The 22,855-nt window shown below is 72.5% G+C and carries 24 protein-coding genes; 10 read left to right on the forward strand and 14 right to left on the reverse strand.

The genetic code is table 11. From position 1 onward, the window contains the following. Positions 1-13: 13 nt before the first annotated feature. From AB0K60_RS23695 to AB0K60_RS23705, 3 genes are all read right to left on the reverse strand, one after another. Positions 14-1,519, reverse strand: coding sequence for an MFS transporter (locus AB0K60_RS23695; protein WP_364058813.1), 1,506 nt, complete (start codon positions 1,517-1,519; stop codon positions 14-16). 4 nt (positions 1,520-1,523) lie between these two features. Then, on the reverse strand, positions 1,524-2,180 hold the full coding sequence (locus tag AB0K60_RS23700) for an LppX_LprAFG lipoprotein (protein WP_364058816.1): 657 nt from the start codon (positions 2,178-2,180) through the stop codon (positions 1,524-1,526). Between the two features lie 127 nt (positions 2,181-2,307). Continuing rightward, positions 2,308-2,793 (reverse strand): MarR family winged helix-turn-helix transcriptional regulator, encoded by a 486-nt coding sequence (locus AB0K60_RS23705; RefSeq protein ID WP_364058820.1) that lies wholly within the window; start codon positions 2,791-2,793, stop codon positions 2,308-2,310. Between the two features lie 191 nt (positions 2,794-2,984). Here AB0K60_RS23705 and AB0K60_RS23710 point away from each other — a divergent pair, with 191 nt between their 5' ends. Then, positions 2,985-3,413, forward strand: coding sequence for a CBS domain-containing protein (locus AB0K60_RS23710; protein WP_364058823.1), 429 nt, complete (start codon positions 2,985-2,987; stop codon positions 3,411-3,413). Positions 3,414-3,461: 48 nt separating this feature from the next. Continuing rightward, a complete protein-coding gene (locus tag AB0K60_RS23715; protein ID WP_364058826.1) occupies positions 3,462-3,716 on the forward strand; it encodes a Smr/MutS family protein in 255 nt (84 codons plus the stop codon). A gap of 43 nt (positions 3,717-3,759) precedes the next feature. Here the strand turns inward: AB0K60_RS23715 and dhaM are convergent, their stop codons facing one another. The 3 genes from dhaM to dhaK are packed head-to-tail and all read right to left on the reverse strand — an operon-like array spanning position 3,760 to position 5,773. Beyond that, a complete protein-coding gene (gene dhaM / locus AB0K60_RS23720) occupies positions 3,760-4,143 on the reverse strand; it encodes a dihydroxyacetone kinase phosphoryl donor subunit DhaM (RefSeq protein WP_364058829.1) in 384 nt (127 codons plus the stop codon). Then, positions 4,143-4,769: a dihydroxyacetone kinase subunit DhaL gene (dhaL, locus tag AB0K60_RS23725; protein WP_364058832.1), complete on the reverse strand. Its 627-nt coding sequence runs from the start codon at positions 4,767-4,769 to the stop codon at positions 4,143-4,145. Before dhaL ends, dhaM begins: the two co-directional genes overlap by 1 nt. Before the next feature lie 11 nt (positions 4,770-4,780). Next, positions 4,781-5,773: a dihydroxyacetone kinase subunit DhaK gene (gene dhaK, locus AB0K60_RS23730; protein ID WP_364058835.1), complete on the reverse strand. Its 993-nt coding sequence runs from the start codon at positions 5,771-5,773 to the stop codon at positions 4,781-4,783. A 164-nt stretch (positions 5,774-5,937) separates the two neighbouring features. Here dhaK and AB0K60_RS23735 point away from each other — a divergent pair, with 164 nt between their 5' ends. Further along, positions 5,938-6,699: a cyclase family protein gene (locus AB0K60_RS23735; RefSeq protein ID WP_364058838.1), complete on the forward strand. Its 762-nt coding sequence runs from the start codon at positions 5,938-5,940 to the stop codon at positions 6,697-6,699. After that, positions 6,696-8,333, forward strand: a complete 1,638-nt coding sequence (locus tag AB0K60_RS23740; RefSeq protein WP_364058841.1) for a thiamine pyrophosphate-binding protein — start codon at positions 6,696-6,698, stop codon at positions 8,331-8,333. Before AB0K60_RS23735 ends, AB0K60_RS23740 begins: the two co-directional genes overlap by 4 nt. A 77-nt stretch (positions 8,334-8,410) precedes the next feature. Here the strand turns inward: AB0K60_RS23740 and AB0K60_RS23745 are convergent, their stop codons facing one another. From AB0K60_RS23745 to AB0K60_RS23760, 4 genes are all read right to left on the reverse strand, one after another. Beyond that, entirely contained in the window at positions 8,411-8,683 is a 273-nt protein-coding gene (locus AB0K60_RS23745; RefSeq protein WP_364058844.1) for a type II toxin-antitoxin system RelE/ParE family toxin, read from the reverse strand. Then, complete coding sequence (locus AB0K60_RS23750) at positions 8,680-8,967, reverse strand: type II toxin-antitoxin system Phd/YefM family antitoxin (RefSeq protein ID WP_364058847.1); 288 nt, start codon at positions 8,965-8,967, stop codon at positions 8,680-8,682. The genes AB0K60_RS23745 and AB0K60_RS23750 overlap by 4 nt, the downstream gene beginning before the upstream one ends. Before the next feature lie 92 nt (positions 8,968-9,059). After that, a complete protein-coding gene (pruA, locus tag AB0K60_RS23755) occupies positions 9,060-10,685 on the reverse strand; it encodes an L-glutamate gamma-semialdehyde dehydrogenase (protein ID WP_364058850.1) in 1,626 nt (541 codons plus the stop codon). Between the two features lie 19 nt (positions 10,686-10,704). Next, positions 10,705-11,628, reverse strand: coding sequence for a proline dehydrogenase family protein (locus AB0K60_RS23760; protein ID WP_364058853.1), 924 nt, complete (start codon positions 11,626-11,628; stop codon positions 10,705-10,707). Positions 11,629-11,733: 105 nt separating this feature from the next. Here AB0K60_RS23760 and AB0K60_RS23765 point away from each other — a divergent pair, with 105 nt between their 5' ends. After that, on the forward strand, positions 11,734-12,783 hold the full coding sequence (locus AB0K60_RS23765) for a helix-turn-helix domain-containing protein (protein ID WP_364058856.1): 1,050 nt from the start codon (positions 11,734-11,736) through the stop codon (positions 12,781-12,783). A gap of 67 nt (positions 12,784-12,850) precedes the next feature. After that, on the forward strand, positions 12,851-14,254 hold the full coding sequence (gene sthA / locus AB0K60_RS23770; RefSeq protein WP_364058859.1) for a Si-specific NAD(P)(+) transhydrogenase: 1,404 nt from the start codon (positions 12,851-12,853) through the stop codon (positions 14,252-14,254). Positions 14,255-14,270: 16 nt separating this feature from the next. Here sthA and AB0K60_RS23775 read toward each other — a convergent pair whose 3' ends face one another. Then, complete coding sequence (locus AB0K60_RS23775) at positions 14,271-15,407, reverse strand: glycosyltransferase (RefSeq protein ID WP_364058862.1); 1,137 nt, start codon at positions 15,405-15,407, stop codon at positions 14,271-14,273. A 149-nt stretch (positions 15,408-15,556) separates the two neighbouring features. Next, on the reverse strand, positions 15,557-17,458 hold the full coding sequence (locus AB0K60_RS23780; RefSeq protein WP_364058865.1) for a SpoIIE family protein phosphatase: 1,902 nt from the start codon (positions 17,456-17,458) through the stop codon (positions 15,557-15,559). A gap of 121 nt (positions 17,459-17,579) precedes the next feature. On the opposite strand from AB0K60_RS23780, the gene AB0K60_RS23785 reads away from it, so the two are divergent. After that, positions 17,580-18,308, forward strand: a complete 729-nt coding sequence (locus tag AB0K60_RS23785) for a GAF and ANTAR domain-containing protein (RefSeq protein WP_364058868.1) — start codon at positions 17,580-17,582, stop codon at positions 18,306-18,308. A gap of 19 nt (positions 18,309-18,327) precedes the next feature. Here AB0K60_RS23785 and AB0K60_RS23790 read toward each other — a convergent pair whose 3' ends face one another. Continuing rightward, complete coding sequence (locus tag AB0K60_RS23790; RefSeq protein WP_364058871.1) at positions 18,328-18,717, reverse strand: STAS domain-containing protein; 390 nt, start codon at positions 18,715-18,717, stop codon at positions 18,328-18,330. A gap of 235 nt (positions 18,718-18,952) precedes the next feature. Here AB0K60_RS23790 and AB0K60_RS23795 point away from each other — a divergent pair, with 235 nt between their 5' ends. The 3 genes from AB0K60_RS23795 (at position 18,953) to AB0K60_RS23805 (ending at position 21,829) form a co-directional block, all read left to right on the forward strand. Then, entirely contained in the window at positions 18,953-19,756 is an 804-nt protein-coding gene (locus AB0K60_RS23795) for a SigB/SigF/SigG family RNA polymerase sigma factor (protein WP_364058874.1), read from the forward strand. Positions 19,757-19,863: 107 nt separating this feature from the next. Then, on the forward strand, positions 19,864-20,325 hold the full coding sequence (locus tag AB0K60_RS23800; protein ID WP_364058877.1) for an ATP-binding protein: 462 nt from the start codon (positions 19,864-19,866) through the stop codon (positions 20,323-20,325). A gap of 103 nt (positions 20,326-20,428) precedes the next feature. Next, positions 20,429-21,829, forward strand: coding sequence for an NAD(P)/FAD-dependent oxidoreductase (locus tag AB0K60_RS23805; protein WP_364058880.1), 1,401 nt, complete (start codon positions 20,429-20,431; stop codon positions 21,827-21,829). Here the strand turns inward: AB0K60_RS23805 and AB0K60_RS23810 are convergent. After that, the gene (locus tag AB0K60_RS23810; RefSeq protein WP_364058883.1) at positions 21,813-22,718 is read right to left on the reverse strand and encodes a CHAP domain-containing protein; all 906 of its coding nucleotides are present in this window, start codon (positions 22,716-22,718) and stop codon (positions 21,813-21,815) included. The two genes, AB0K60_RS23805 and AB0K60_RS23810, sit on opposite strands and share 17 nt — an antisense overlap. Between the last annotated feature and the right edge of the window lie 137 nt (positions 22,719-22,855).

The raw sequence follows: 22,855 nt of genomic DNA on the forward strand, positions 1-22,855 counted from the left end.
GACTCGGATCCTCCTACGCGCGCCCGGGCAGGGCGAGGGCGAGCGCCGCGGCGAGGGCGCACAGCACCGCGGTGATCAGGAAGATCTCGGTGTACTCGGTGTGCAGGGCCGCGTTGACCGCGTCGCGGTACGCGGCGAGGCGGCGCGCGTACTCCTGCGGATCGACCCCGAACGGCAGCGGCGTGTCCAGCCGCGCGGTGAGCGACTGGAAACGGTAGAAGCCCCAGGCGGACAACGCGGCGACGCCGAGCAGCATGCCCATCATCCGGGCCACGACCACCGCCGCCGACGCCACGCCGTGCCGGTCGTCCGGGGTGACCCGCAGCACCGCCGAGGACACCGGCGCGATCACCAGCCCGAGCCCCAGCCCGGCGACGACCAGGTCCACGTCGGCGCGGGGCAGGCCGAGCGGGTACGCGGCCTCGGCGAGCGCGACCGGCCACCGGGAGATCAGCAGGTACCCGGCGGCGGCGACGGCGAGCCCGGCCAGGCACACCGCCCGCTCGCCGAACCGCCGCGCCAGCAGGCCCCCCGCGAACGCCGCCGCGGCGAGCGCGATCAGGAACCGCGACAGCACCAGCGCGCCGCCCACGGCGTCCTCGCCGAGCAGCGTCTGCGCGACGAGCTGCACGTCCACCAGCGTCACCAGCAGCGCGGCCCCCGACAGGAGGCTCACCGCGAGCGTGCCGAAGAACGGGCCGCGCGCCACCCCGGCCAGGTCCATCAGCCGCACCCGCGCCCGCGCCTCCCAGGCGACGAACGCGACGGCGAGCACCGCACCGGCGATGATCGCGGGCACGCCCCACGGCGGCAGCACCGCCCGCGACGGATCGGGGTTGTACAGCCCCGCCACGAGCAGCCCCAGCGACAGCGCCAGCAGCGCCCCGCCCGCCCAGTCGACGCGCGGGGCCGGGGCGCCGCCGCCGGGGCGGCCCGGCGGTACCGTGCGGTGCACGGCCACGGCCGCCGCCAGGGCCAGCGGGATGTTGATCCAGAAGATCCCGCGCCAGCCGACGAGCGCGGCCACGCCCGCGCCGTACAGCGGCCCGAGGACGCTGCCCAGCTCCTGCGCCGCGCCGACCGCGCCGAGCGCGACCGGGCGGCCGCGCGCGTCCCACAGGTCCCCGATGAGCGCCATCGTGATCGGCAGCAGCGCCCCGCCCGCGACGCCCTGGAGCGCGCGCCCGGCCATCAGCGCCGGCACCGTGCCGGCGAGGGCGGTCACCGCCGAGCCGAGCGCGAACCCGGCGAGGCAGGCGTGGATCAGCGGGCGCCTGCCGTACCGGTCGGAGAGCTGGCCGAGCAGCGGCATCGCCGCGACGTACCCCAGCAGGAAGCCGGTCACGATCGGCGTCGCCCGCTCCAGCCGGTTGATCGGCACGCCCGCGTCCTTGGCGATGTCGATCAGCACCGTGACCACGACGTACGCGTCGAGCGCCGCGAGCAGCACGGCCGTGCCGCCGACGCCGAGCGCCACCCGGCGGGCGGCCGGGGACGCCGTGGCGGGCCCCGTCGTCACCGGGTCAGCCCGTCGGAGCGGTGATCGTCACGGGCGCGTCGTAGTCGGCGAACGTGACGACGACGGTCCCGGAGGCGTCGCCCTGGCCCAGCGGCAGGCTCGCCTTGAGCAGGCGGCCGGCGGCCTTGTCGACCCACACCTGGCCGTCGGAGCCCTGCTGGATGCCCGGCACCAGCGGCGCCAGCGCCTCCTGGGACAGGCTGAGCGCGATCCGGTAGGCGTCGGCCGAGCCGACCTTCTCCTCGGCCTCGGTCTTCGGGTTCGCCGCGCTCGACAGCAGCTTCGCCACGCCCCGGTCGGGGTCGAGGATGGCCGACGGGTCGTACACCTGCGCGAGCTGCTCGCGCGTCATCTTCTGGTAGCCGCCGGTCGGGCCCTTGAAGTGCACGTTGTCCCCGACCAGGACGAATTCGAGCTCCTGCAGGGCGCCGAGGATCTCGATCTGGATCTTCCCCTTCGCGTCGCCCTCCCGGGTGAGTTCCCCGTCGGCGCTGCGGACCTGCACCGGGGGCTTGCCCTCGGTCGTGATCGTGAAGCCGACCGTCTTGACCGACTTCATCGCCTCCGCGGCCTTGGCCAGGAGCTCCTGACCGGCGGGCAGCGCGGCCGTACCGCTCGCGTCGCCCGAACCGGAGCAGGCGGCGGCGGTGCAAAGCAGCAACAGGACAAGGGCCCTTAATATGCGCACAGCCCGGATCGTAGTCAGGGGGAGGCCGCGCCGCGCCGAGCCGTTCATATCGGTTGGGCCACGGGGCCCGATCGGGCCGTCGGCGACCGGGGGTCCGCCGCTACTTGTCCCCCTCCTCGGCGCGGATCCGCTGCAGGTGGGCGACGACGGGCGTGTACGCCTTCTCCAGGGCCTCGATCAGATCGGGGGTGAGCAGGTCCACGAAGTGCCGGCGCACGCTCGCCACGTGCTGCGGGGCGGCCTTGCGGATGACGTCCCAGCCGTGCCCGGTGAGCACGGCGAAGGTGCCGCGCCGGTCGTACGGGCAGCTCTCCCGCGTCACCAGGCCCGCCGACTCCATCCGGGAGATCTGGTGTGACAACCGGCTGCGCGACTGGATCGTCGCGGTGGCCAGGTCGCTCATCCGCATCCGGTGCTCGGGGCTCTCCGAGAGGTTGACGAGGATCTCGTAGTCGTTGAGGGAGAGCCCAAGCTCGTGCAGGTCACGATCGAGGCGGTGGTCCAGCAGTTTGTGAGCGGCCAGGAGGGCACGCCAAGCCCGCTGTTCGTTTCCGGTCAACCAGCGGGGTTCGACGTCGTCGGTCATGATGCGAATCTATCTCCGCACACCGCCGGGCCGTTGACGGGCCATCGACAAACCGTCGGCGGGGCGATGATGGGCGCGCGTTTCGTGGTCTGCGTTCTTTGACTTTTCGCGCGCACCCCGGTCTTGACTAGGGGGGACATGGCGCTGTTGCCTGAAAACACGGCCCTTCGCCGTCCGAAAGGTGGTGGCGCTTGCTCATCGGCACGATCCTGCAGCGCAAGGGAACCAGCGTGGCGACGGTCCGCCCGTCCGCCACCGTGCGCGAGCTGCTGGCGGTGCTCGCCGGCCTCAACATCGGCGCCGTGGTCGTCTCCGACGACGGCATCACGATCGCCGGAATCGTCTCCGAACGCGACATCGTACGGAAGCTGCACGAGCGGGGCGCGGAGGCGCTCGACGCCCCCGTCTCCTCGATCATGACCACCGAGGTGCTCACCTGCGGCCCCGACGCCAACGTGGACGAACTCCGGCGTACTATGACCAACCACCGGATCCGCCACCTGCCGGTGCTCAAGGACGGCCGCCTCGCCGGCATCGTCAGCATCGGCGACGTGGTCAAGAGCGCGATCGAGGAGCTGGAGACGGAGAAGGCCCATCTCGTCGGCTACCTGCACGGCTGATCGGCGCCTCGGCGTAGACTTGCGCCTCGTCGACCAGGGGAGGCCTTGGTGAAGCTCAAACTCGATCTGCACGACATCTTCAACAAGGGCGATCAAATCGACCGGGCCCTGCGCGGCATCATCGACGAGGCCATCCGCACGAAGGCCACCGAGGTCGAGATCATCCCCGGCAAGGGCTCCGGTCAGCTCAAAAAGCGCGTGCTGCGCTTTCTAGAGCAGAAGGAGATCAAGCGGCTTTACCACCGCATCGACAAGGACGCCAAGAATCACGGCCGCCTGTTCGTGTACTTCCGTCACCAATAGCGGCACAACGGGTCAAATAGCGGAAAAGTCGTACGCCGGCGGATCAAAGCTTGCCGGTGGTGCGGGCCTGCTCGGCGGCGGCGACCACGTCGGCGAGGGGCGCTCCAGCGCCCGCCATGACGGCGGCGGCCACCGCGCCCTCCACGAGGGGGGCGTCGGCGAGCACGACGCGTTCGTCGCCGAGGTCCTCCACCAGGAGCCGGGCGGTGATCACCGAGCTGCCGAGGTCGGCGAGCAGGACGACGCCCTCGCCCTGGTCCGCCGCCTCCACGGCGGCGCGGACCCGGTCGATGCTGGTGCCGAGCGAGCCGTCGAGCGTGCCGCCGGCCGCGCAGACGAGGGCACGCTCGGGGGCGAGCCTGCGGGCCAGGTTGGCCACCTCGAGGGCGAGCGCGAGGCTGTGCGAGACCAGCACGATCCCCACCATCAGGCGCTGCTCACGTCCCGCAGCGCACAGAAGATCATCGCGGTCGAGGTGGCGCCCGGATCCTGGTGGCCGATGCTGCGGGGGCCGAGGTAGCTGGCCCGGCCCTTGCGCGCCTGCATCGACACGGTGTCCTTCGCGCCCTGGTCGGCGGCCTCCGCGGCCATCGCCAGCGCCTCGGGGAGCTTCACGCCCTCCGCCACGGCCTGCCTCAGGGCGGCGCACGCCGGGGCGAAGGCGTCCACCATCGTCTTGTCGCCCTGCTCGGCGCTGCCGAGCCAGCGCACCGCCTGCAGGCCGATGTCCATCGCCGCGGACAGATCGGCGAGGGTGACCGACTCCGCCTCGCCCAGGGCCTTGCCCATCTGCCGCAGGGCGCTGCCGTACAGGGGGCCGGACGCCCCGCCGACCTTCCTGATCAGGGTGGTGCCGGCGAGGGCGAGCAGCGGGCCGGGCGCGGTCGGCGGGGACTCGGCGAGGGCCTGCCGGATCGCGGTGAAGCCGCGGTCGAGGTTGGTGCCGTGGTCGGCGTCGCCGATGGCCGCGTCGAGCCGGGTGAGGTGCTCGCGCTGCTCGTGTACGACCCGGGCGCACTTCTCCATCCAGGCGCCGAAGAAGTGAACGTCCATCCTGCCTCCTTCTACCGGCCCCACCGTAGTGCGGGCGTCTCGACCGGCGCGTCCCACAGCTCGGTGAGCCGGTCGTCCAACCGGCACACCGTGACCGAGAAGCCCTGCATGTCCAGACTGGTGATGTAGTTGCCGACGAGCCGCCGCGTCACCGTCGCCCCCTTCTCGCGCAGGTAGGCGTCGACCTCGGCGAAGACCACGTACAGCTCGATCAGCGGGGTGCCGCCGAGCCCGTTCACCAGGACCAGGACGTCCCCGCTGAGCGGCAGGTCGTCGTGCACCGCGTCCATCGCGATCCGCACCAGCTCGCGGGCGGGCGCGGCGGCGGTCCTGGCGCACCCCGGCTCCCCGTGGATGCCGACCCCGATCTCGACCTGCGACGGCCCCAGGGCGAACGTCGGCCGCCCCGCCGCCGGGGTGACGCAGGCGGTCAGCGCGATCCCGAAGGAGCGGCTGCGCGCGTTGACCTCCTCGCCCGCGAGCGCGACCTCGGCCAGCGACGCCCCGGTCTCGGCGAGCGCGCCGGCGATCTTCTCGACGAGCACGGTCGCCCCGGTGCCGCGCCGCCCCGCCGTGTACAGCGAGTCCCGCACGGCCACGTCGTCGTCCACGAGCACGCTGGCGACCGCGATGCCCTCCTCGTCGCACAGCTCGGCGGCCATCTCGAAGTTGAGGACGTCGCCGGTGTAGTTCTTCACCACGTACAGCACCCCGGCCCCGCCGTTCGCGCTCCTGCTCGCGGTCAGCATCTGATCGGGGACGGGCGAGGTGAAGATCTCGCCGGGGCAGGCCGCGTCGAGCATGCCGTACCCCACGAACCCCGCGTGCAGCGGCTCGTGCCCCGAGCCGCCGCCGGAGATCAGGGCGACCTTGCCCGGGCGGGGGCCGGACGCGCGCAGCACGATCCGGTTCGGCACATCGACGCGCAGCGACGGGTGCGCGGCCGCCATTCCGGCGAGGGCGTCGGCGACCACGGAATCGGCGTCGTTGATCAGCTTCTTCACGGTGCGCTCCCCATTGTGCTCATGACCAACCTTTCTCCCTTTCTGCGCGACGGCAAGCACCCCACTGGTCAACGCGTCGGGTCATGTAGGAGGATCTGGGGCATTCTTCGTGGAGGATGGCCCGCAGGGGCTTCCGGACCTGCGCATATGCCTGGGAGGCGACGATGTCGGTGTTGAGGGGACTGCTGGAGGGCATCGGAAGCGGCGGCATCGAGGTGATCGACCTGACCGCGCCGCTGGCGGAGACGACGCCGATCCTCATGCTGCCCGAGCCATTCGGCAACACCGTCCCGTTCCGCCTCCAGGAGATCAGCAGGTACGACGACCGCGGCCCGGCCTGGTACTGGAACAACATCTCCACCGGGGAGCACACCGGCACGCACTTCGACGCGCCGATCCACTGGATCACCGGCCGGACCGGCGACGACGTCTCCCAGGTCCCTGCGTCGAAGCTGATCGCCCCCGCCGTGGTGCTCGACTTCTCCGCCGAGTCCGCCGCCGACCCCGACTTCCTGCTGGAGATCGAGCACGTCACCGCCTGGGAGGCCGAGCACGGGCCGCTGCCGGAGGGCGGCTGGCTGCTGTACCGCACCGGGTGGGACAAGTACGCCCACGACCAGGAGGAGTTCACCAACGGCGGCCACACCCCCGGCATGTCCGCCGAGTGCGCCGCCTATCTGGCCGAGCGCACGCCGATCGCCGGGGTGGGAGTGGAGACGGTCGGCACCGACGCCGGCGCCGCCCACTCCTTCGACCCGGCCTTCCCCTGCCACTCGTTCCTGCTCGGCGCGGGCAAGTACGGCCTGACCCAGCTGCGCAACCTCGACCGGCTGCCCGTCACCGGCGCGGTCCTGATCGCCGGCCCGCTGCCGATCGTCGGCGGCTCGGGCAGCCCGACCCGCGTGCTCGCCCTGGTGGAGCGGTGAACGTCGCCGAGGCGGTCGGCCGCGCCCTGGCCGAGCTGGGGGCGAAGCGGGCGTTCGGGGTCGTCGGCAGCGGCAACTTCCACGTGACCAACGCCCTGGTACGGCACGGCGTCCCCTTCGTCGCCGCCCGCCACGAGGGCGGCGCGATGACCATGGCGGACGCGTACGCCCGGATGAGCGACGCCGTCGGCGTGGTGAGCGTGCACCAGGGACCGGGCCTCACCAACGCCCTGACCGGCCTCGCCGAGGCCGCCAAGAGCCGCACCCCGCTGATCGTGCTGTCCGGCGAGGTGACCGTGCCCACCTCGAACTTCTGGGTGGACCAGGACGCCCTCGCCGTGGCCGTCGGCGCCGTGCCCGAGCGGGTGCGCTCGGCGCGGACGGCGCTCGCGGACGTGGCCCGCGCCTACCACACGGCTCTCGAGGGCCGGACCGTGCTGCTCAACCTGCCCCTGCAGGTGCAGGCGGACGAGCTCGACGGCCCCTTCGAGCTGCCCGCCGCGCCCGCCCGCGCGATCCCCGAGCCGTCGCACGCCGACGTGGTCGAGCTGGCGGAGCTGCTCGCCGCCGCCCGCCGCCCGGTGTTCGTCGCCGGCCGGGGCGCCCGGCAGGCCCGCGAGCCGCTTGAGGCGCTCGCCGAGCGCGCCGGCGCGCTGCTCGCCACCTCGGCCGTGGCCCGCGGCCTGTTCCGGGGCAACCCCTGGGACCTGGACGTGAGCGGCGGCTTCGCCTCCCCGCTCGCGGCCGAGCTGATCGCGGACGCGGATGTCATCGTCGGCTGGGGCTGCGCCCTGAACATGTGGACGATGCGCCACGGCGCGCTCATCGGCCCGCAGGCCACGGTGGCGCAGATCGACCACGACCCGGCGGCGCTCGGCGTGCACCGCCGGGTGGACCTCGGCGTCGTCGGCGACGTCGCCGCCACCGCCCGGCAGGTCGCCGCCGCCTTGGACCGTTACGGCCCCCCGGCGCACGACCGCTACCGCGTCAAGGCCGTCGCCGACCGCATCGCCCGGGAGATCCGCTGGCGGGACGTGCCGTACGAGGACGAGGGCGGCGACGGCCGCATCGACCCGCGCACCCTCACCATCCGCCTGGACGACCTGCTGCCCGCCGAGCGGGTGGTGGCGGTGGACTCGGGCAACTTCATGGGGCATCCCTCGATGTTCCTGTCGGTGCCCGACGAGCGCGCCTTCTGCTTCACCCAGGCGTTCCAGTCGGTCGGCCTCGGCCTGGCGACCGCGATCGGCGCGGCCCTCGCGCAGCCGCACCGCCTCCCGGTCGCCGCGCTCGGCGACGGCGGCCTGCTCATGGCCCTGCCCGAGCTGGAGACCGCGGTACGGCTCGGCCTGCCCCTGCTGATCGTCGTCTACGACGACGAGGCCTACGGCGCCGAGGTCCACCACTTCGGACCCGATGGCCATCCGCTCGACCTGGTCACGTTCCCGCCGACCGACCTCGCCGCGATCGGCCGCGGCCTCGGCTGCGACGCGGTCACCGTACGCGAGCCCGGCGACCTTTCGGCCGTGGCCGACTGGCTGAAGGGCCCCCGCGACCGCCCCATGCTCGTGGACGCCAAGGTGACGCGGGACCACGGCTCGTGGTGGCTTGAGGAGGCGTTCCGCGGCCACTGACCGGGCCGAGTGAGCCGGACGGACGCCTACGCGAGCGTCCCGCGCCTGCTTGGGGGGTGCTTTGGAGGGGCTTCGCCTCAAGGGCGGTAGGCATCCCGGCGGTGCTTGATCGTCTGGATCGTCACGGTGTGTTTGTCCTCGTCGATGCGGTAGACGACGCGGTACGTCCCGCGCCGGGCGACGTGCAGGCCCTCGTAGGGTTCCTGCAGGGGTTTGCCGACGCGCCACGGTTCCCGGGCGATGGCGCCGGTGATCAGCTCCCATGCGGCTGCGGCGACGTTCTCCGGCAGACCCGCGGTGAGCGCCCGGCGCGCGGGCGGGGCGAGGAGAATCGTGTACCGGTCGCTCACGCGCTCGCCCTGCCGAGGCGGGAGGCCATGATGGCGGTCATCTCCTCTTCGGTGGTCACATCGCCTGCCGCCTCGGCGGACGCGGCCTCGACCAGGTCGGCGCGCATCTCCGGATCGGCGAGGATCTCCAGGGTCTCCTGCAAGGACTCCCACTCGGCAACGGACACGATGACGGCGTGGGGGCGCCCGTTCCGGGTGAGCGTGAAGTGATCGTGTTCGCGGGCGGCCCGGTCGGCCAACTCGGTCAGCCGGTCCTTCGCTTCGCTGATCGGAATGGTCTCCATACGCTCAGGGTATCTCTCTGGCTTGAATCGCGGCCAATATTCCAGCCAGGCTCCTACCGGATCGCATCGGCTGCGAAAGAACACATTGATCGTTAACCCATGTGCGGGTACCGATGATCCACAGGCGGCGAGAAGCTCTCTTTGATCGTCCGGGCGTTGACCCAGCGGATGAGGTTGAGGATCGACCCGGCCTTGTCGTTGGTCCCCGAGGCCCGCGCGCCGCCGAACGGCTGCTGCCCGACGACCGCCCCGGTGGGCTTGTCGTTGACGTAGAAGTTTCCGGCCGCGAAGCGCAGCCGCTCGGAGGCGGCGGCGATGGCGCGGCGGTCGTTCGCGATCAGCGACCCGGTCAGCGCGTACGGCGCGACGCCCTCCATCTGCGTGAGCGTCTCGTCGAACCGGTCGTCGTCGTACACGTGCACGGCGAGGATCGGGCCGAAGTACTCCTTGACGAAGACCTCGTCGGCCGGGTCGGCGCACTCCAGCACCGTGGGCCGGACGAAGTAGCCGGTCGAGTCGTCGTAGGAGCCGGTGAGCACGCGGATCGAGTCGGTCCGGCGGGCCCGGTCGATCGCCGCCCGGCTCTTGGCGAACGCGCGATCGTCGATGACCGCGCCCATGAACGTCGACAGGTCGGCCGCGACGTCGCCGACGGTCAGCGACTCGGCGGTGGCGACGAAGTCGTCGCGCATCCGCGTCCACAGCGAGCGCGGCACGTAGGCGCGGGACGCGGCCGAGCACTTCTGGCCCTGGTACTCGAACGCGCCCCGGATCAGCGCCGTGGACAGCACGGCCGGGTCCGCCGAGGGGTGCGCGAGCACGAAGTCCTTGCCCCCGGTCTCCCCGACGAGCCGCGGGTAGCCCCGGTAGCCGGAGATGTTCGCGCCCACGGTCGCCCACAGGTGCTGGAAGGTCGCGGTGGAGCCGGTGAAGTGGATCCCCGCCAGGTCGGGGTGGGGGAGCGCGACCTCGGAGACCGCCGCCCCGTTCCCGGTCACCATGTTGATCACGCCGGGCGGCAGGCCCGCCGCCTCCAGCAGTCGCATGGTGAACTCGGCCGCGAACTGCTGGGTCGGCGACGGCTTCCAGACGACGACATTTCCCATCAAAGCCGGAGCGGTCGGCAAATTTCCGGCAATGGCGGTGAAGTTGAACGGGGTGATCGCCAGCACGAACCCCTCCAGCGGCCGGTACTCCATCCGGTTCCACACCCCGGCCGACGACATCGGCTGCTCGGCCAGCAGCCGCCGCGCGAACGCCACGTTGAACCGCAGGAAGTCGATCAGCTCGCACGCCGAGTCGATCTCCGCCTGCTGCACCGACTTGGACTGCCCCAGGATCGTCGCCGCGTTCAGCGTCGCCCGCCACGGCCCCGACAGCAGCTCGGCCGCCCGCAGGAACACCGCCGCCCGCTCGTCGAACGGCAGCGCCCGCCACTGCGGCACCGCCGCCAGCGCCGCGTCGATCGCCGCCCGCACGTCCCCGGCCGTCGCCTCCGCCGTACGGCCGAGCACCGCGGCGTGGTGGTGCGGCTGCACGACGTCGATGGCCGCCCCGCCGGCCATCCGCCGCTCGCCGCCCACCGTCATCGTCAGCTCGATCGCCGACCCCGACAGCTCCTTGACGCGCCTCTCCAGCGCGGCGCGCTCCGGGCTCCCGGGCACGTAGCCGAGCACCGGCTCGTTCACCGGCTCCGGAACATTGCTGAAAGCGTCCATGGCGATAGATCCCTTCCGTTCAGGAGACGAGCGAGCGCAGGAAGAAGCCGACGTTGGCGGGCCGCTCCGCCAGCCGCCGCATGAAGTACCCGTACCAGTCGGTCCCGTACGGCACGTAGATCCGCATCACGGCCCCGGCGTCGGCGAGCTCCCGCTGCCTGCCGGGCCGTACCCCGTAGAGCATCTGGAACTCGTGGTCGTCCCGCCCGCGCCCGTGCCAGGCGGCGAGCGCCCGGGCGACGGCGATCAGACGGTCGTCGTGCGTGGCCACCATGGGATAGCCCCTGCCCGCCATCAGCACCCGCAGACAGCGCGCGTACGCCCGGTCCACCTGCCGCCGGTCCCGGTAGGCGACCGAGGCCGGCTCGGCGTACGCGCCCTTGACCAGCCGCACCCGCGACCCCGGCCCCGCCAGATCGCGGCAGTCGCCCTCGGTGCGCCGCAGACAGGCCTGAAGCGCCACCCCGGTCTCGGGGAAGTCGGCGCGCAGCTCCCGCAGGATCGCCAGCGTCGAGTCGGTGGTGGTGTGATCCTCCATGTCGAGCGTGACCGCGGACCCGGCCTCGCGCGCCGCCGAGCAGATCTCCCGCGCGTGCTCCAGCGCGATCCGCTCGCCGTCCTTCCCCAGCGCCTGACCGACCGCCGACAGCTTCACCGACACCTCGGCCCGCGTCCCGAGCCCGAGCGCGCGGATCTCGCCCAGCAGCGTCTGGTACGCCTTGACCGTGGCCGCCGCGGCCCCCGCGTCCCGGGTGTGCTCACCCAGATGATCGACGGTGACGCAGAACCCGGCGCCGGTGAGCCGCCGGATCGCCCCCCGCGCCCCGGCGACGTCCTCCCCGGCGACGAACCGGTCGACCACCCGCCGGGTGAGCGGGAACCCCGACACCGCACGCCGCGCCAGCGGGCTGCGCGAAGCGGCGGCAAGGACCGAACCAAGCATGCACCCACGGTAAGAGCCGCACGTCGGCCCGGCCTATGGACAACCGCCACGCACCACCGCGCTCGCCTTCATACACCTGTATGACGGAAGGAGGACAATGCCGGTGTGGACCTGCAAACCGTCGTCGACGAGATCGCGGACGTCCTCGGCGCCGCGGCGACGATCGAGGACCGCGCCTTCCAGCTCGTCGCCTACTGCGCGCAGAGCGGCGCGATCGACCGCGTGCGCGAGGAGTCGATCCTGCGCCGCCGCGCCACCGACCGGGTGCGCGCCTACTTCGAGGGCTTCGGCATCGCCACCGCGACCGCGCCCGTGCGCATCCCCCCGGACGAGCGCCTGGGCGTCCTCGCCCGCATCTGCGTCCCGCTGCGCCACCGCGGCGTCACCTACGGCTACCTGTGGCTGCTCGACTCCGGCGCGGTGACCGACGCCCGCCTGGCCGCCGCCGCGCCCCTGATCCGCCGCGCCGCCGCCGCCCTCGCCCAGGAGGTCCGCAGCCGCCAGGACGCGGGCACGGCCCTGCGCGCCCTGTTCTCCCTCGACCCGGACGTCCGCGCCGAGGCCGACGTCGAACCGCAGGGCCCGGTGGCGGCGATCGCCGTACGGACCGCCTCCGAGGCCGTCGCGCCCCTGTGGTCGCTGCCGCGCGGCGTCCTGGCCGACCCCGGCGAGCCCCTCACCGCGCTGCTCGCCCCCGCCGCGCAGGCCCGTGAGGTCGCCCGCAGGGTCCAGGCCATGTACGGCACCGCCGCCGGCGTCGGCGGCGCGCGTGACGACGCCGCCGACGCCTGGCAGAGCTGGCGCGAGGCGGTGCACGCCCTGCGCGTCGCCGAGGCCGTCGAGCGGCACGGCCCGGTCGCGGCCTGGCCCGACCTCGGCGTCTACCGCGTGCTGTCCCGGCTGCCCCGCCCCGACCTGGCCGAGCTCGCCGCGCCCGCCAAGGACCTCACCGGCGAGCTGGCCCGCACCGTCGAGGCCTACCTCGACCACGGCGGCCACGCCCGCGAGACCGCCGAGGAGCTCGGCGTCCACCGTCAGACCCTCTACTACCGCCTCGGCCGGGCCGAGCGCCTCACCGGCCTCGACCTCGCCGACGGCGAGAGCCGCCTGCTGCTCCACCTCGGCCTCAAGGCCGCCGCGCTGATCCACTCGTAACGGATCGGAAACGCGACGATCCGGCCGAGGGCTTCCCGTAGACCGTTACCGCCCCCACACTGATGATGTGCCGGATTTTGATGTATTAGTCCTTGGTTCCGGGCCCGGTGGCCAGAAGGCGGCGATCGCGGCCGCCAAGCTGGAGCGCCGCGTGGCCATCGTGGATCGCAGACAGATGGTCGGCGGGGTTTGTATCAACACCGGGACGATTCCCTCGAAGACCTTGCGCGAGGCCGTCCTCTACCTGACCGGCCTCAACCAGCGCGAGATGTACGGCCAGAGCTACCGGGTCAAAGAGGAGATCACCGTCTCCGACCTGATGGTCCGCACCCAGCACGTGATCGGGCGCGAGGTGGACGTCATCCGCAGCCAGCTCTCCCGCAACCACGTGGCGATGCTCCAGGGCACCGGCCGTTTCCTCGACCCGCACACGGTCGGCGTGGTGGACGAGTCCGGCCGGGAGACCAAGGTCACCGCAGACAAGATCATCATTGCCACCGGCACCCGCCCGGCCCGTCCCGAGAGCGTGGAGTTCGACGATCAGACGATCATCGACTCCGACGACATCCTCGGCCTGGAGCGCGTGCCCGACAGCATGGTCGTGGTCGGCGCGGGGGTGATCGGCATCGAGTACGCCTCGATGTTCGCCGCCCTCGGCACCAAGGTGACGGTGGTCGAGCGCCGCGACCGCATGCTCGACTTCGTCGACCTGGAGATCGTCGAGGCGCTCAAGTACCACCTGCGGGACCTGGCCGTCACGTTCCGCTTCGGCGAGACCGTGGCCGCCGTCGAGCGCCGCCCGCGCGGCGCGATCACCCTGCTGGAGAGCGGCAAGCGCATCCCCGCCGAGACGGTGATGTACTCGGCCGGACGGCAGGGCATGACCGCGGCCCTCGGGCTGGAGAGCGCCGGCCTCGCCGCCGACGAGCGGGGCCGCATCCCGGTCGACGAGTGGTACCGCACCGCCGTGCCGCACATCTACGCCGTCGGCGACGTGATCGGCTTCCCCGCGCTCGCCGCGACCTCGATGGAGCAGGGCAGGCTCGCCGCCCACCACGCCTGCGACGAGCCCGTCTCCGGCATCCACCGGCTCCAGCCGATCGGCATCTACACGATCCCGGAGATCGCCTTCGTCGGGAAGACCGAGGACGAGCTGACGCGCGCGCACATCCCGTTCGAGGTCGGCATCTCCCGCTATCGCGAGCTGGCCCGGGGGCAGATCATCGGCGACACGTACGGCATGCTCAAGCTGCTGGTCTCGCCCGAGGACCGGTCGCTGCTCGGCGTACACGTGTTCGGCACCGGCGCCACCGAGCTGCTGCACATCGGCCAGACGGTGATGGGCTGCGGCGGCACCATCGACTACCTGGTGGACGCCGTCTTCAACTATCCGACGCTCGCCGAGTCGTACAAGGTGGCCGCACTCGACGCGATGAACAAGATGCGGCGCGTGGCCCGCTTCGCCGACTGAGTGTGATCGGCGCGGTTCAGGCGCACGCGCGCATGGCCCGCACGTCCTCGTACACGCGGACCAGCTCCTGGCCGATGCGCTCCAGTGAATATCGCGACCGCGCGCGGTCGGCCGCGGCGTAGCCGAGGGCCGTGCGGCGGGTGGGGTCGCCGAGCACCTCGCGGACCCGGCGGGCCAGGTCGGCGGGGCGGCGGGGCGGGATGAGGAAGCCGGTCACGCCGTCCACCACCGAGTCCAGGTGGGCCCCGGCGGCCGAGGCGATCACCGGCACGCCGCAGGCCATCGCCTCCAGCGCGACCATGCCGGTGGGCGCCGAGTGCGGCAGCGAGACCACCACGTCGGCGCTGCGCAGCAGCTTGGGCATCGCGTTGTGCGGGATGCGGCCGAGGAACGTCACCCGGTCCAGGACGCCGACCTCCTCGGCCAGGTCGCGCAGCCGCAGGAAGTGCGGGTCGTCGTCGAGCACGCCCGTGGCGGGCCCGCCGGCGATGACCAGCTCGGCCCCGGGCACGCCGTCCAGGGCCTGGATCGCGGTGCACGCGCCGCCGTCGGGGCCGAGCCGCCCGGCGTGCACGATGCGCGGGCGGTCGCCGCGCGGGAACGCGGGTCCGCGCCTGCGGAAGCGCTCGACGTCGACGCCGCCGGGCACGACGGCGATGTTGCGCCGCGGCACGCCCATCCGGATCAGCTCCGACTCCTCGCCCGCGCAGGAGGCGATGACCGCGTTGGCGCGGCGGCCGATCGCGCGCTCCAGCCGGGTGCGGGCGTCCGGCTGCGCGCCGAGGGTGTGGGCGCCGAGGGTGTGGAAGGTCTGGGTGACCGGTATGCCGAGGCCGTCGGATCCGGCGATGGCCGCCAGCCCGCTGGTCCACGAGTGCGCGTGGATGACGTCCGGCCGCTCCTTGCCCCAGCGCTCCTGCAGCCCGGCGCTGAAGTCGGAGATGTACGGCAGCAGCCCGCTCTCCGGCAGCCACCGGGCGGGCCCGGCGGGGACGTGCTCGACCATGACCCCCGGGGCGAGCCTCCCGCGCTCGCGGCGCTCGGGGGAGTCGCGGCGGGTGTAGACGGTGACGCGATGGCCGCGGCTGAGCTCCCTGGCGATGGCAGGGGTTTCCGGGGCGACTTCGTGCGCTGAGACGATGGCGATATGCATGACACACCTCGGGTGCTGAAGAGCCCAATACGGCCTTGGGCCCCAATCACTGCGGTGTGCCTGCGTCTTAGGCACTACTTAAACGTCTGTACCTCGCCCACCCTAACCCCAAACTGCCCACTTCGGAAATTTCCGGCGATACATGCCGGTCATCGGCTCCGGCGGAGGGCGAGCACCGTCATCTCGTCCAGTTGACGGCCTCCGCAGAACTCCTGGTGGTCCTCCTCGATCGCCTTGACGATCGCGGACGGGCTGAGCCCGGCGCAGCGGGTGAGCAGCTCGACCAGCCGGGCCTCGCCGTACACGTCGCCGTCCCGCCCCCGCGAGCCGACCAGCCCGTCGGAGTACAGCACCAGCGTCTCGCTCTCCGCCAGCGTGACCTCCTCGGCCGCCGTCGCCGCCCCGGCCTCGAAGCCGAGCGGCACGCCGCCGCCGGAGGTGAAGCGCACGCCGCCGTCCGCGCGGATGATCGCCGGCGGGTGGTGCCCGGCCGAGGCGAGCCGGATCCGCCCGCGCGCCGTACGGCCCTGCGGCACGAAACCGGCGACGGCCATGACGTACATGCCGGTGCCCTGCGCGACCAGGGCGTCGTTGAGCCGGCCGATGACGGCCGCCGGGTCGCTCTCCGGCACGCTCAGCACGCGGAACCCGCCGCGCACCATCGCCGAGACGCCCGCCGCCTCCTCGCCCTTGCCGACCGCGCCGCCGAGCGCGAACCCCCAGCCGCCCCTGATCGGGAACACGTCGTGGAACTCCCCGCCGATCGCCTGCGCCCCGGTGCCGCGGTGGTAGACGGCCGCCGCCTCGAAGCCGGGGGTGTCGGGCAGCGTGCGGGGGAGGACCCCGGTCTGCAGCGTCTCGGCCGCCTGCGCCCGCCGCCGGAAGCTGAGCTGGGCGCGCAGGGCCGGCCCGAGGTGGGCGCCGATGTCCTCGGCCAGCCCCAGCTCGGCGAGCGTGAACGGCGGCCGGGCGCGCAGCCGTACCAGCGTGAGCACGCCCCGCACCACCTCGTCGGCGTGGATCGGCACGCTCAGCACCGACCCGGCGCCCATCGCGGGCGCCGCCGCCTCGCCGTCGGACGCCGTGCCCAGCAGCCCCTCGTCGTCCACCATCTCGTGCAGCACGCCCGCGCCGGTCTCCAGCACGTGCGCGACCACGGGGGTGCGCGCCGGGGCGAGGTTCTCCAGCAGGCGCTGGATCCGGCCCACCGGCTGGTCGGCGGGGCCGACCACGGCGGCGCGCGCCACCGCCGCCTGCCCGGTCTCCTCCTCGCCCGCCACGTCGGCGATCACCCAGTCGGCGAGCTCGGCGCCGAGCATGCGGCAGGTCCGGATCAGCGCGACCGGGCGGCGCAGGCTCTCCTCGTCCAGCAGCAGCCGGGTCAGTCGCGACAGCAGGTCGTAGCGCCGGGCCGCCGCCATGATGAGCGGCTCCTCGTCCGGCCGCGGCGGCCGGGGCGCGGGCGGGTCGGGCACCCGCACCTCGACCGGCAGCACCACCGCCAGCACCATCGGCTGCGGCTCGCCCGGCATCCGCAGCCGGGTCAGCGCGAGCTGTACGCCGTGGTCGCGGCCCTGGTGCGAGAGCCTGGCCGGGAAGACCGCCTTCTCCTCGCCGCGCAGCACCTCGTTCAGCCGCGCGCGGAACGCCGCCCGGTGCGCGATGTCCACCAGCAGCGGGAAGGCCCGCCCGGTGAGGTAGCCGGCGGGGCTGCCGAGCAGGCGCGAGGTCTCGGCGTTGACCCGCCGCACCGTCCCCGCGGCGTCCAGGACGATCACCGGGACCGGCAGGGAGCGGTAGACCTGCCGTAGCAGCTTCTGCTCCCGCTGGGCGCCGCCGTCGCGACCGCCGGAACGCTGCGACGATCCCCGCTTCAGCTCGCCGACCGCCGTGCGCAGCAGCTCCTCGGCGGCGCCGAGCTCGGTCAGCGCGGCATCGAGCGCCCGCCCCCCGACCTCGCCCGCCGACCGCGCGCCGCGCAGGTAGGAGGAACGGGTGGCCAGCCCGCTCAGCGCCCGCTCAAGAGCGGAGATGTCGATCGGGTCCGTCAATGCGCGTCCTTCGGATGCCGGAAACGGGGAGAATGCCCGTGTAACAGACGGTACGCCAAAAGCCATCGGATCACCGACGGCAGGGATTAACCCGAACCAGACGGGCATTGAGCATGGTGCGATGGAATCCGCCCGACTGCTGACCCCCGCCCTGGTACGCGCCCTCGCCGCCCTGAGCCGCGTCACCGACCAGACCTCACCCGAGAGCGTGCTGCGCGGCCTCACCGAGGCCGTCGCCCGGGGCGTTCCCGGATGCGCCGGATGCACCGCCGAGCTGTGGCGGGACCGGCGGCTGGTGCTGTGCGCCTCGCACAGCGAGTTGATCGCGCTCGTGGACCGCGAGCGCGACCTGCGGCAGGGGCCCTCCCACGTCGCGCTCACCATCCGCGCGCCCGTGCTCATCGGGGACGTGCTGCGCGAGGAGCGCTGGCCCGGCTACGCCGCCACCGCCGTACGGCACGGCCTGCGCTCGGTGGTCGCCCTGCCGATCGAGGTCGAGGGCGCCACGCTCGTGCTCAACCTGTACGCCGTGCTGCCCGGGGTGTTCGCCGAACGCGACCTGGCCCCCCTGCACAGCCTGCTCCACGAGCAGGTCACGGTGGCGCTCGCGAACGTGTGGGACCACGACCACGTGCTCACCGACCACGCCCAGATGCAGGAGGCGATGGCCGGCCGGGCCGTCATCGACCAGGCCAAGGGCATCATCATGCAGGCCAGCGGCAAGTCGGCGGAGGAGGCGTTCGAGGAGCTGCGCCGCGTCTCCCAGCACCACCAGGTGAAGGTCGCCGACCTCGCCCGCCTGCTCGTCACCGAGCACCAGCGCAACCACGGCGGCGCGCCCCCGCCCTGAACGAGAACCTTGAGAACCCCTAGAACTCGTGAAAACCGGCCAGGGCGTCGGCGACCGTGTCGCGCATCGGCAGGCGGTCGGCGAGCCCCGTCACCCACATCACCTTGCAGTACTGGTAGCGGACGCCGACCAGCGCGTAGTCGCCGCCCGCGGCCGTGGAACGCTGCCAGTGGTGGACGATCAGGCCGAGGGCGCGCGAATCCATGAACGTCACCCCCGACAGATCGAGGATCATGCCCGGCCCGTGCTCGTCGTCGATCTCGGCGAGGAAGCGGGCGAACCCGTCCCGGGTCGTGGCGTCGAGGATGCCCTCGACCCGCACCACCGGGATCCGCCCCCCGTCCCGGTCGATGACCTCCGAGCTCAGCACCAGTGCGGCGGACGTACCGCCGGCTGGAGGGTTCGTCACACGCGCCTCCCGGCTCGGTTTGTGATGGCGCACGCGCCCGGCTCACAAAAAGCCCAAATCAAGATTACTGGGGACCAAGGGGTAGAAATACAGCGACACATGCGGCAGTATCGAATTGGAGAGGTCCAGCAGAGGGCCTCGCCTCGACTTTTCGTGCGAGGCGACGCCGTGCTCTGCCCTGCCATCCCCTGGTCGCCGGTCATCGCCTCGCCGTGGCGCATACGAGGGAGAGAGTATGACCGCCGAGGACCGCGCCGTGCTGATCGACGATCCCACCGCCGAGGACCTGCTGTCCGAGTTGACCGATCCGAACCTGAGCGAAGAGCGGCGCATGCGGCTCCGCGAGAAGGTCGTCGAGATGCACCTGCCGATGGCCAGGGACATCGCCCGCCGCTACCTGCACCGCGGCGAACCGCTTGAGGACCTCCTCCAGGCGGCGTACGTGGGCCTGATGAAGGCCATCAACGGCTTCGACCCCGGCCTCGGCCACAGCTTCCGCGGGTACGCGATGGTCACGATGACGGGCGAGGTCAAGCGGCACTTCCGCGACCGCACCTGGGCGGTGCGGGTGCCCCGGCTGTACCAGGAGCGGCGCTCGGAGCTCAACCGCCTGGTCGCCGACTTCACCCAGGAGCTCGGCAGGTTTCCCACCGTCGCCGAGCTGGCCGAGCGCATGCGCATCTCCGAGGAGGAGATGCTGCTCACCATGGACGCCTCGGCCGCCTACAGCACCCTGTCGCTGGACGCCCCGCTCGGGGCCGACGACGACGCCGCCGCGCTCGGCGACGTGATCCCCGACGAGGACGACGCGCTGAGCACGCTCGTCGACCGCGAGGCCGTCAAGCCGCTCATCGACGAGCTGCCGCCCCGGGAGAAGAACATCCTGCTGCTGCGCTTCTTCGGCAACATGACCCAGGCGGAGATCGCGGCCGAGTTCGACATCTCGCAGATGCACGTCTCCCGTATCCTCCGCAAGGTGCTCGACAGGCTCCGCGGCGAGCTCATGGGCGAGACCGCCGGGGCGGGGGGAAGGAAATGACCGGGCACCGCGGGCGCGAATCCCGGGGATCACCGGCCGGCCGCCCGGACAAACCTCCCCCAGAGCAAACCTCCCCCGAACAAACCCGCACGGAGGCGTGAAGCCGGGTGAACGACGACGTGTCCGCCCGCCGGCGTGCCGTACCCGAGGCCGCCGGCGGGACGGACGGACGGCCGCGACGGCCCGGCGGCGCACAGGCCGAGACGCTCGTCTTCGGCCTGCACGATCTGCCCGGCCTGCGGGAGTTCGTGGCGGCGCGAGCCCGCGGCGCGGGCATCGGCGAGGACGCCCTCGGCGACCTGCTGGTCGCGGTGAACGAGGTCGCCACCAACGCGGTCACCCACGGCGGCGCCGACGCGCGGCTGCGCGTGTGGCGCACCTCCGGCCTGTTCGTGATCGAGGTCCACGACGACGGCCACTGGGTCCCCGAGACGCCGCCGGGCCGTACCCCGCCGGGCGACTCCGCCACCAGCGGCATGGGCCTGTGGGTGTCGAGCCTGCTCAGCGAGGTCATCTACTTCGACCACGGCCCGCAGGGCACGACCGTCACCATGGGCTTCCGCATCTGACGGACCTCTGACGGACCTCTGAGGGACATCTGAAGGACACGGATCCGGGCCGCCGCGACTCGACCGCCATTCTGGGGGTAGTGGGGCGCCTATGACGGCCCTTATGACCCAGCAACCGCCCCGGATCGTGATCGTCGGCGCGGGATACGTCGGCATGTACGCGGCGCTGCGGCTGCAGCGGCGCCTGCGCCTCGGCGAGGCCCGCGTGACCGTCGTGGACTTCGACTCCTACATGACCTACCAGCCGTTCCTGCCCGAGGCCGCGGCGGGCAACCTGGAGCCACGGCACGTCGTCGTCCCCCTGCGCACCGTGCTGTCCCACTGCGAGATCATCAGCGGCTGCGTCACCCGGGTCGGGCTCGCCGACCACACGGTGCACGTGGAGCTCCAGGAGGGGCCGCCGCGCCACATCCCCTACGACTACCTGGTCTACGCCCCGGGATCGATCTCCCGTACGCTGCCGATCCCCGGCCTGGCCGAATGCGGCATCGGCTTCAAAACCGTCGAAGAGGCCATCCACCTGCGCAACCACGTGCTCGCGCAGCTCGACCTCGCCGCCTCCACCACCGACGAGGCGGTGCGGCGGCGGGCCCTGACGTTCGTGTTCGTCGGCGCCGGCTACGCCGGAGTGGAGGCGCTGGCCGAGCTGGAGGACATGGCGCGGGACGCCTGCCGCCACTTCAAGAACGTCAAGCCCTCGGACATGCGCTGGTACATGGTCGAGGCCACCGGGCGCATCATGCCCGAGGTGGGCGAGGACATGGGCGAGTGGACGCTGCGGCAGCTGCGGCGGCGCGGCATCGACGTACGCCTCGGCACCCGCCTGGAGTCGGCGCGCGACCATCACATCGTGCTCAGCGACGGAACGGAGTTCGACGCCGCGACGCTGGTGTGGACGGCCGGGGTCAAACCCCACCCGCTCGCCGCCTCCGGCGACCTGCCCCTCGACGGCAAGGGCCGGGTCAAGGTCACCCCCATGCTCAACGTCGAGGGCACCGATCACGCCTTCAGCGCCGGGGACTGCGCGGCCGTACCGGACCTGACCAGGCCGGGCGAGTTCACCGCGCCGAGCGCCCAGCACGCGGTACGGCAGGCCAAGCAACTGGCCGACAACCTGCTCGCCACGCTGCGCGGGGAGACCCTGACGCCGTACCGGCACAAGTACGCCGGGTCGGTGGCGAGCCTCGGGCTGCACAAGGGCGTGGCGCAGGTCTACGGAATGAAGCTGCGCGGCCTGCCCGCCTGGTTCATGCACCGCAGCTACCACCTGTCGCGGATGCCGACCTTCAACAGGAAGGCCCGCATCATCATGGACTGGACGCTCGCGCTGTTCTTCCGCCGCGAGATCGTCTCGCTGGGCGCGCTGGCGCATCCGCGCCGGGAGTTCGAGTCGGCCGCCGCGGGCGTGGACGGCCGGACGGGCGCGCGCGCCCCGGCGGACACCGTGCCCAGGGAAGACCGGGGCGAGGCGGCCCGGCCCGCCGGGGTCACCCGGTACGCGTGAGCCGGTCCTCGGCCGCGACGGCCCCGGCCTCGGGCGAGTGGTCGGCCGGGCGGGTGGAGACGGGCATCCCGAGAGGATCCAAGGGCTTCTCGGCGAGTTCCCACAGGGTGGACCGCTGCGTAACGCGCCGGGTGGCACGCCGGGTGGACCGCTCTGGGGAGCGCTCGGTGGACCCCGCGGCGACCGGTTCCCGCCCGCGCGCGGCCCGCCGGTGGCGTCCCTTGGACGTGACCGCCTTCGCCGCCGCGAGGCGGCACCCCCGGACGCGCAGCGCGATGAAGGCCGTGCACCCGACGACGACCAGCAGCGCAGTGAGGGGAAGGGTCTCGACCGGCGCGCCGAAGAACTTGAATCCGGCGTCGGGCCGCCCGGAGTCGATGCTCACCGTGGGACCGGAGACGGCGATCTTGGCCCTGGCCTCCAGGTTCTCCTTCACCTTGCGCGGCAGGCCGTACCCGACGACCTTGCTCTCGTCGCGAACCTTGCGTTTGAGCCACACCCGGTCGACGTTGGCCTCGATGGTGTGGATGCGGCCGCCCTCGACCCGTTCCACGATGCCCACGTGATCGATCTTCTTGATGTCCTTCGATCCGGACCAGTCGAAGAACACCAGGGCTCCCGGCTCCGGCCGGTCCGACCAGGCGCCCTGCCGCTCGAACCAGCGGGCGTGCGAGGGCGTCCATGCGAACGTTCCAACGTAGTCGCGCAGCCCGGCCTTGTCCGCCGCCCAGGCGATGAACATGTCGCACCAGGGCGCGTTCTTGTACACGGGGTCGGGGTCGATGTGCTTGGCGTACCATTCGCCGAACTTGGTGCGCTGCCCGTTCTTCTCCCGGTATCCGATGACCGGCCGTACGACGGCGAGCAGGTCTTGGGCGATCGGGTCCATCCGGCTGACAGGTCTCCTCATCGTGCCCGGGCCCGATGAGCGGAGCCCTGCCTTTTTCCGTGGGTAAAGCTTTGGCAAATCGGAGACTAGCAAAGGGATTTCCGGTGTCCGGATGAACCGCTCTATATGGTACTTAT

Source organism: Thermopolyspora sp. NPDC052614, assembly GCF_040678635.1.
Taxonomy (GTDB): Bacteria; Actinomycetota; Actinomycetes; order Streptosporangiales; family Streptosporangiaceae; genus Thermopolyspora.

Excerpts from the sequence above, each read along its gene's own strand:
- dhaL (WP_364058832.1), bottom strand. The coding sequence starts at position 4,769 with ATGGACGTTCACTTCTTCGGCGCCTGGATGGAGAAGTGCGCCCGGGTC.
- AB0K60_RS23795 (WP_364058874.1), top strand. The coding sequence starts at position 18,953 with ATGACCGCCGAGGACCGCGCCGTGCTGATCGACGATCCCACCGCCGAG.
- AB0K60_RS23775 (WP_364058862.1), bottom strand. The coding sequence starts at position 15,407 with ATGCATATCGCCATCGTCTCAGCGCACGAAGTCGCCCCGGAAACCCCT.
- pruA (WP_364058850.1), bottom strand. The coding sequence starts at position 10,685 with ATGGACGCTTTCAGCAATGTTCCGGAGCCGGTGAACGAGCCGGTGCTC.
- AB0K60_RS23810 (WP_364058883.1), bottom strand. The coding sequence starts at position 22,718 with ATGGACCCGATCGCCCAAGACCTGCTCGCCGTCGTACGGCCGGTCATC.
- AB0K60_RS23705 (WP_364058820.1), bottom strand. The coding sequence starts at position 2,793 with ATGACCGACGACGTCGAACCCCGCTGGTTGACCGGAAACGAACAGCGG.
- AB0K60_RS23735 (WP_364058838.1), top strand. The coding sequence starts at position 5,938 with ATGTCGGTGTTGAGGGGACTGCTGGAGGGCATCGGAAGCGGCGGCATC.
- AB0K60_RS23760 (WP_364058853.1), bottom strand. The coding sequence starts at position 11,628 with ATGCTTGGTTCGGTCCTTGCCGCCGCTTCGCGCAGCCCGCTGGCGCGG.
- AB0K60_RS23750 (WP_364058847.1), bottom strand. The coding sequence starts at position 8,967 with ATGGAGACCATTCCGATCAGCGAAGCGAAGGACCGGCTGACCGAGTTG.
- AB0K60_RS23805 (WP_364058880.1), top strand. The coding sequence starts at position 20,429 with ATGACCCAGCAACCGCCCCGGATCGTGATCGTCGGCGCGGGATACGTC.
- dhaM (WP_364058829.1), bottom strand. The coding sequence starts at position 4,143 with ATGGTGGGGATCGTGCTGGTCTCGCACAGCCTCGCGCTCGCCCTCGAG.
- AB0K60_RS23785 (WP_364058868.1), top strand. The coding sequence starts at position 17,580 with ATGGAATCCGCCCGACTGCTGACCCCCGCCCTGGTACGCGCCCTCGCC.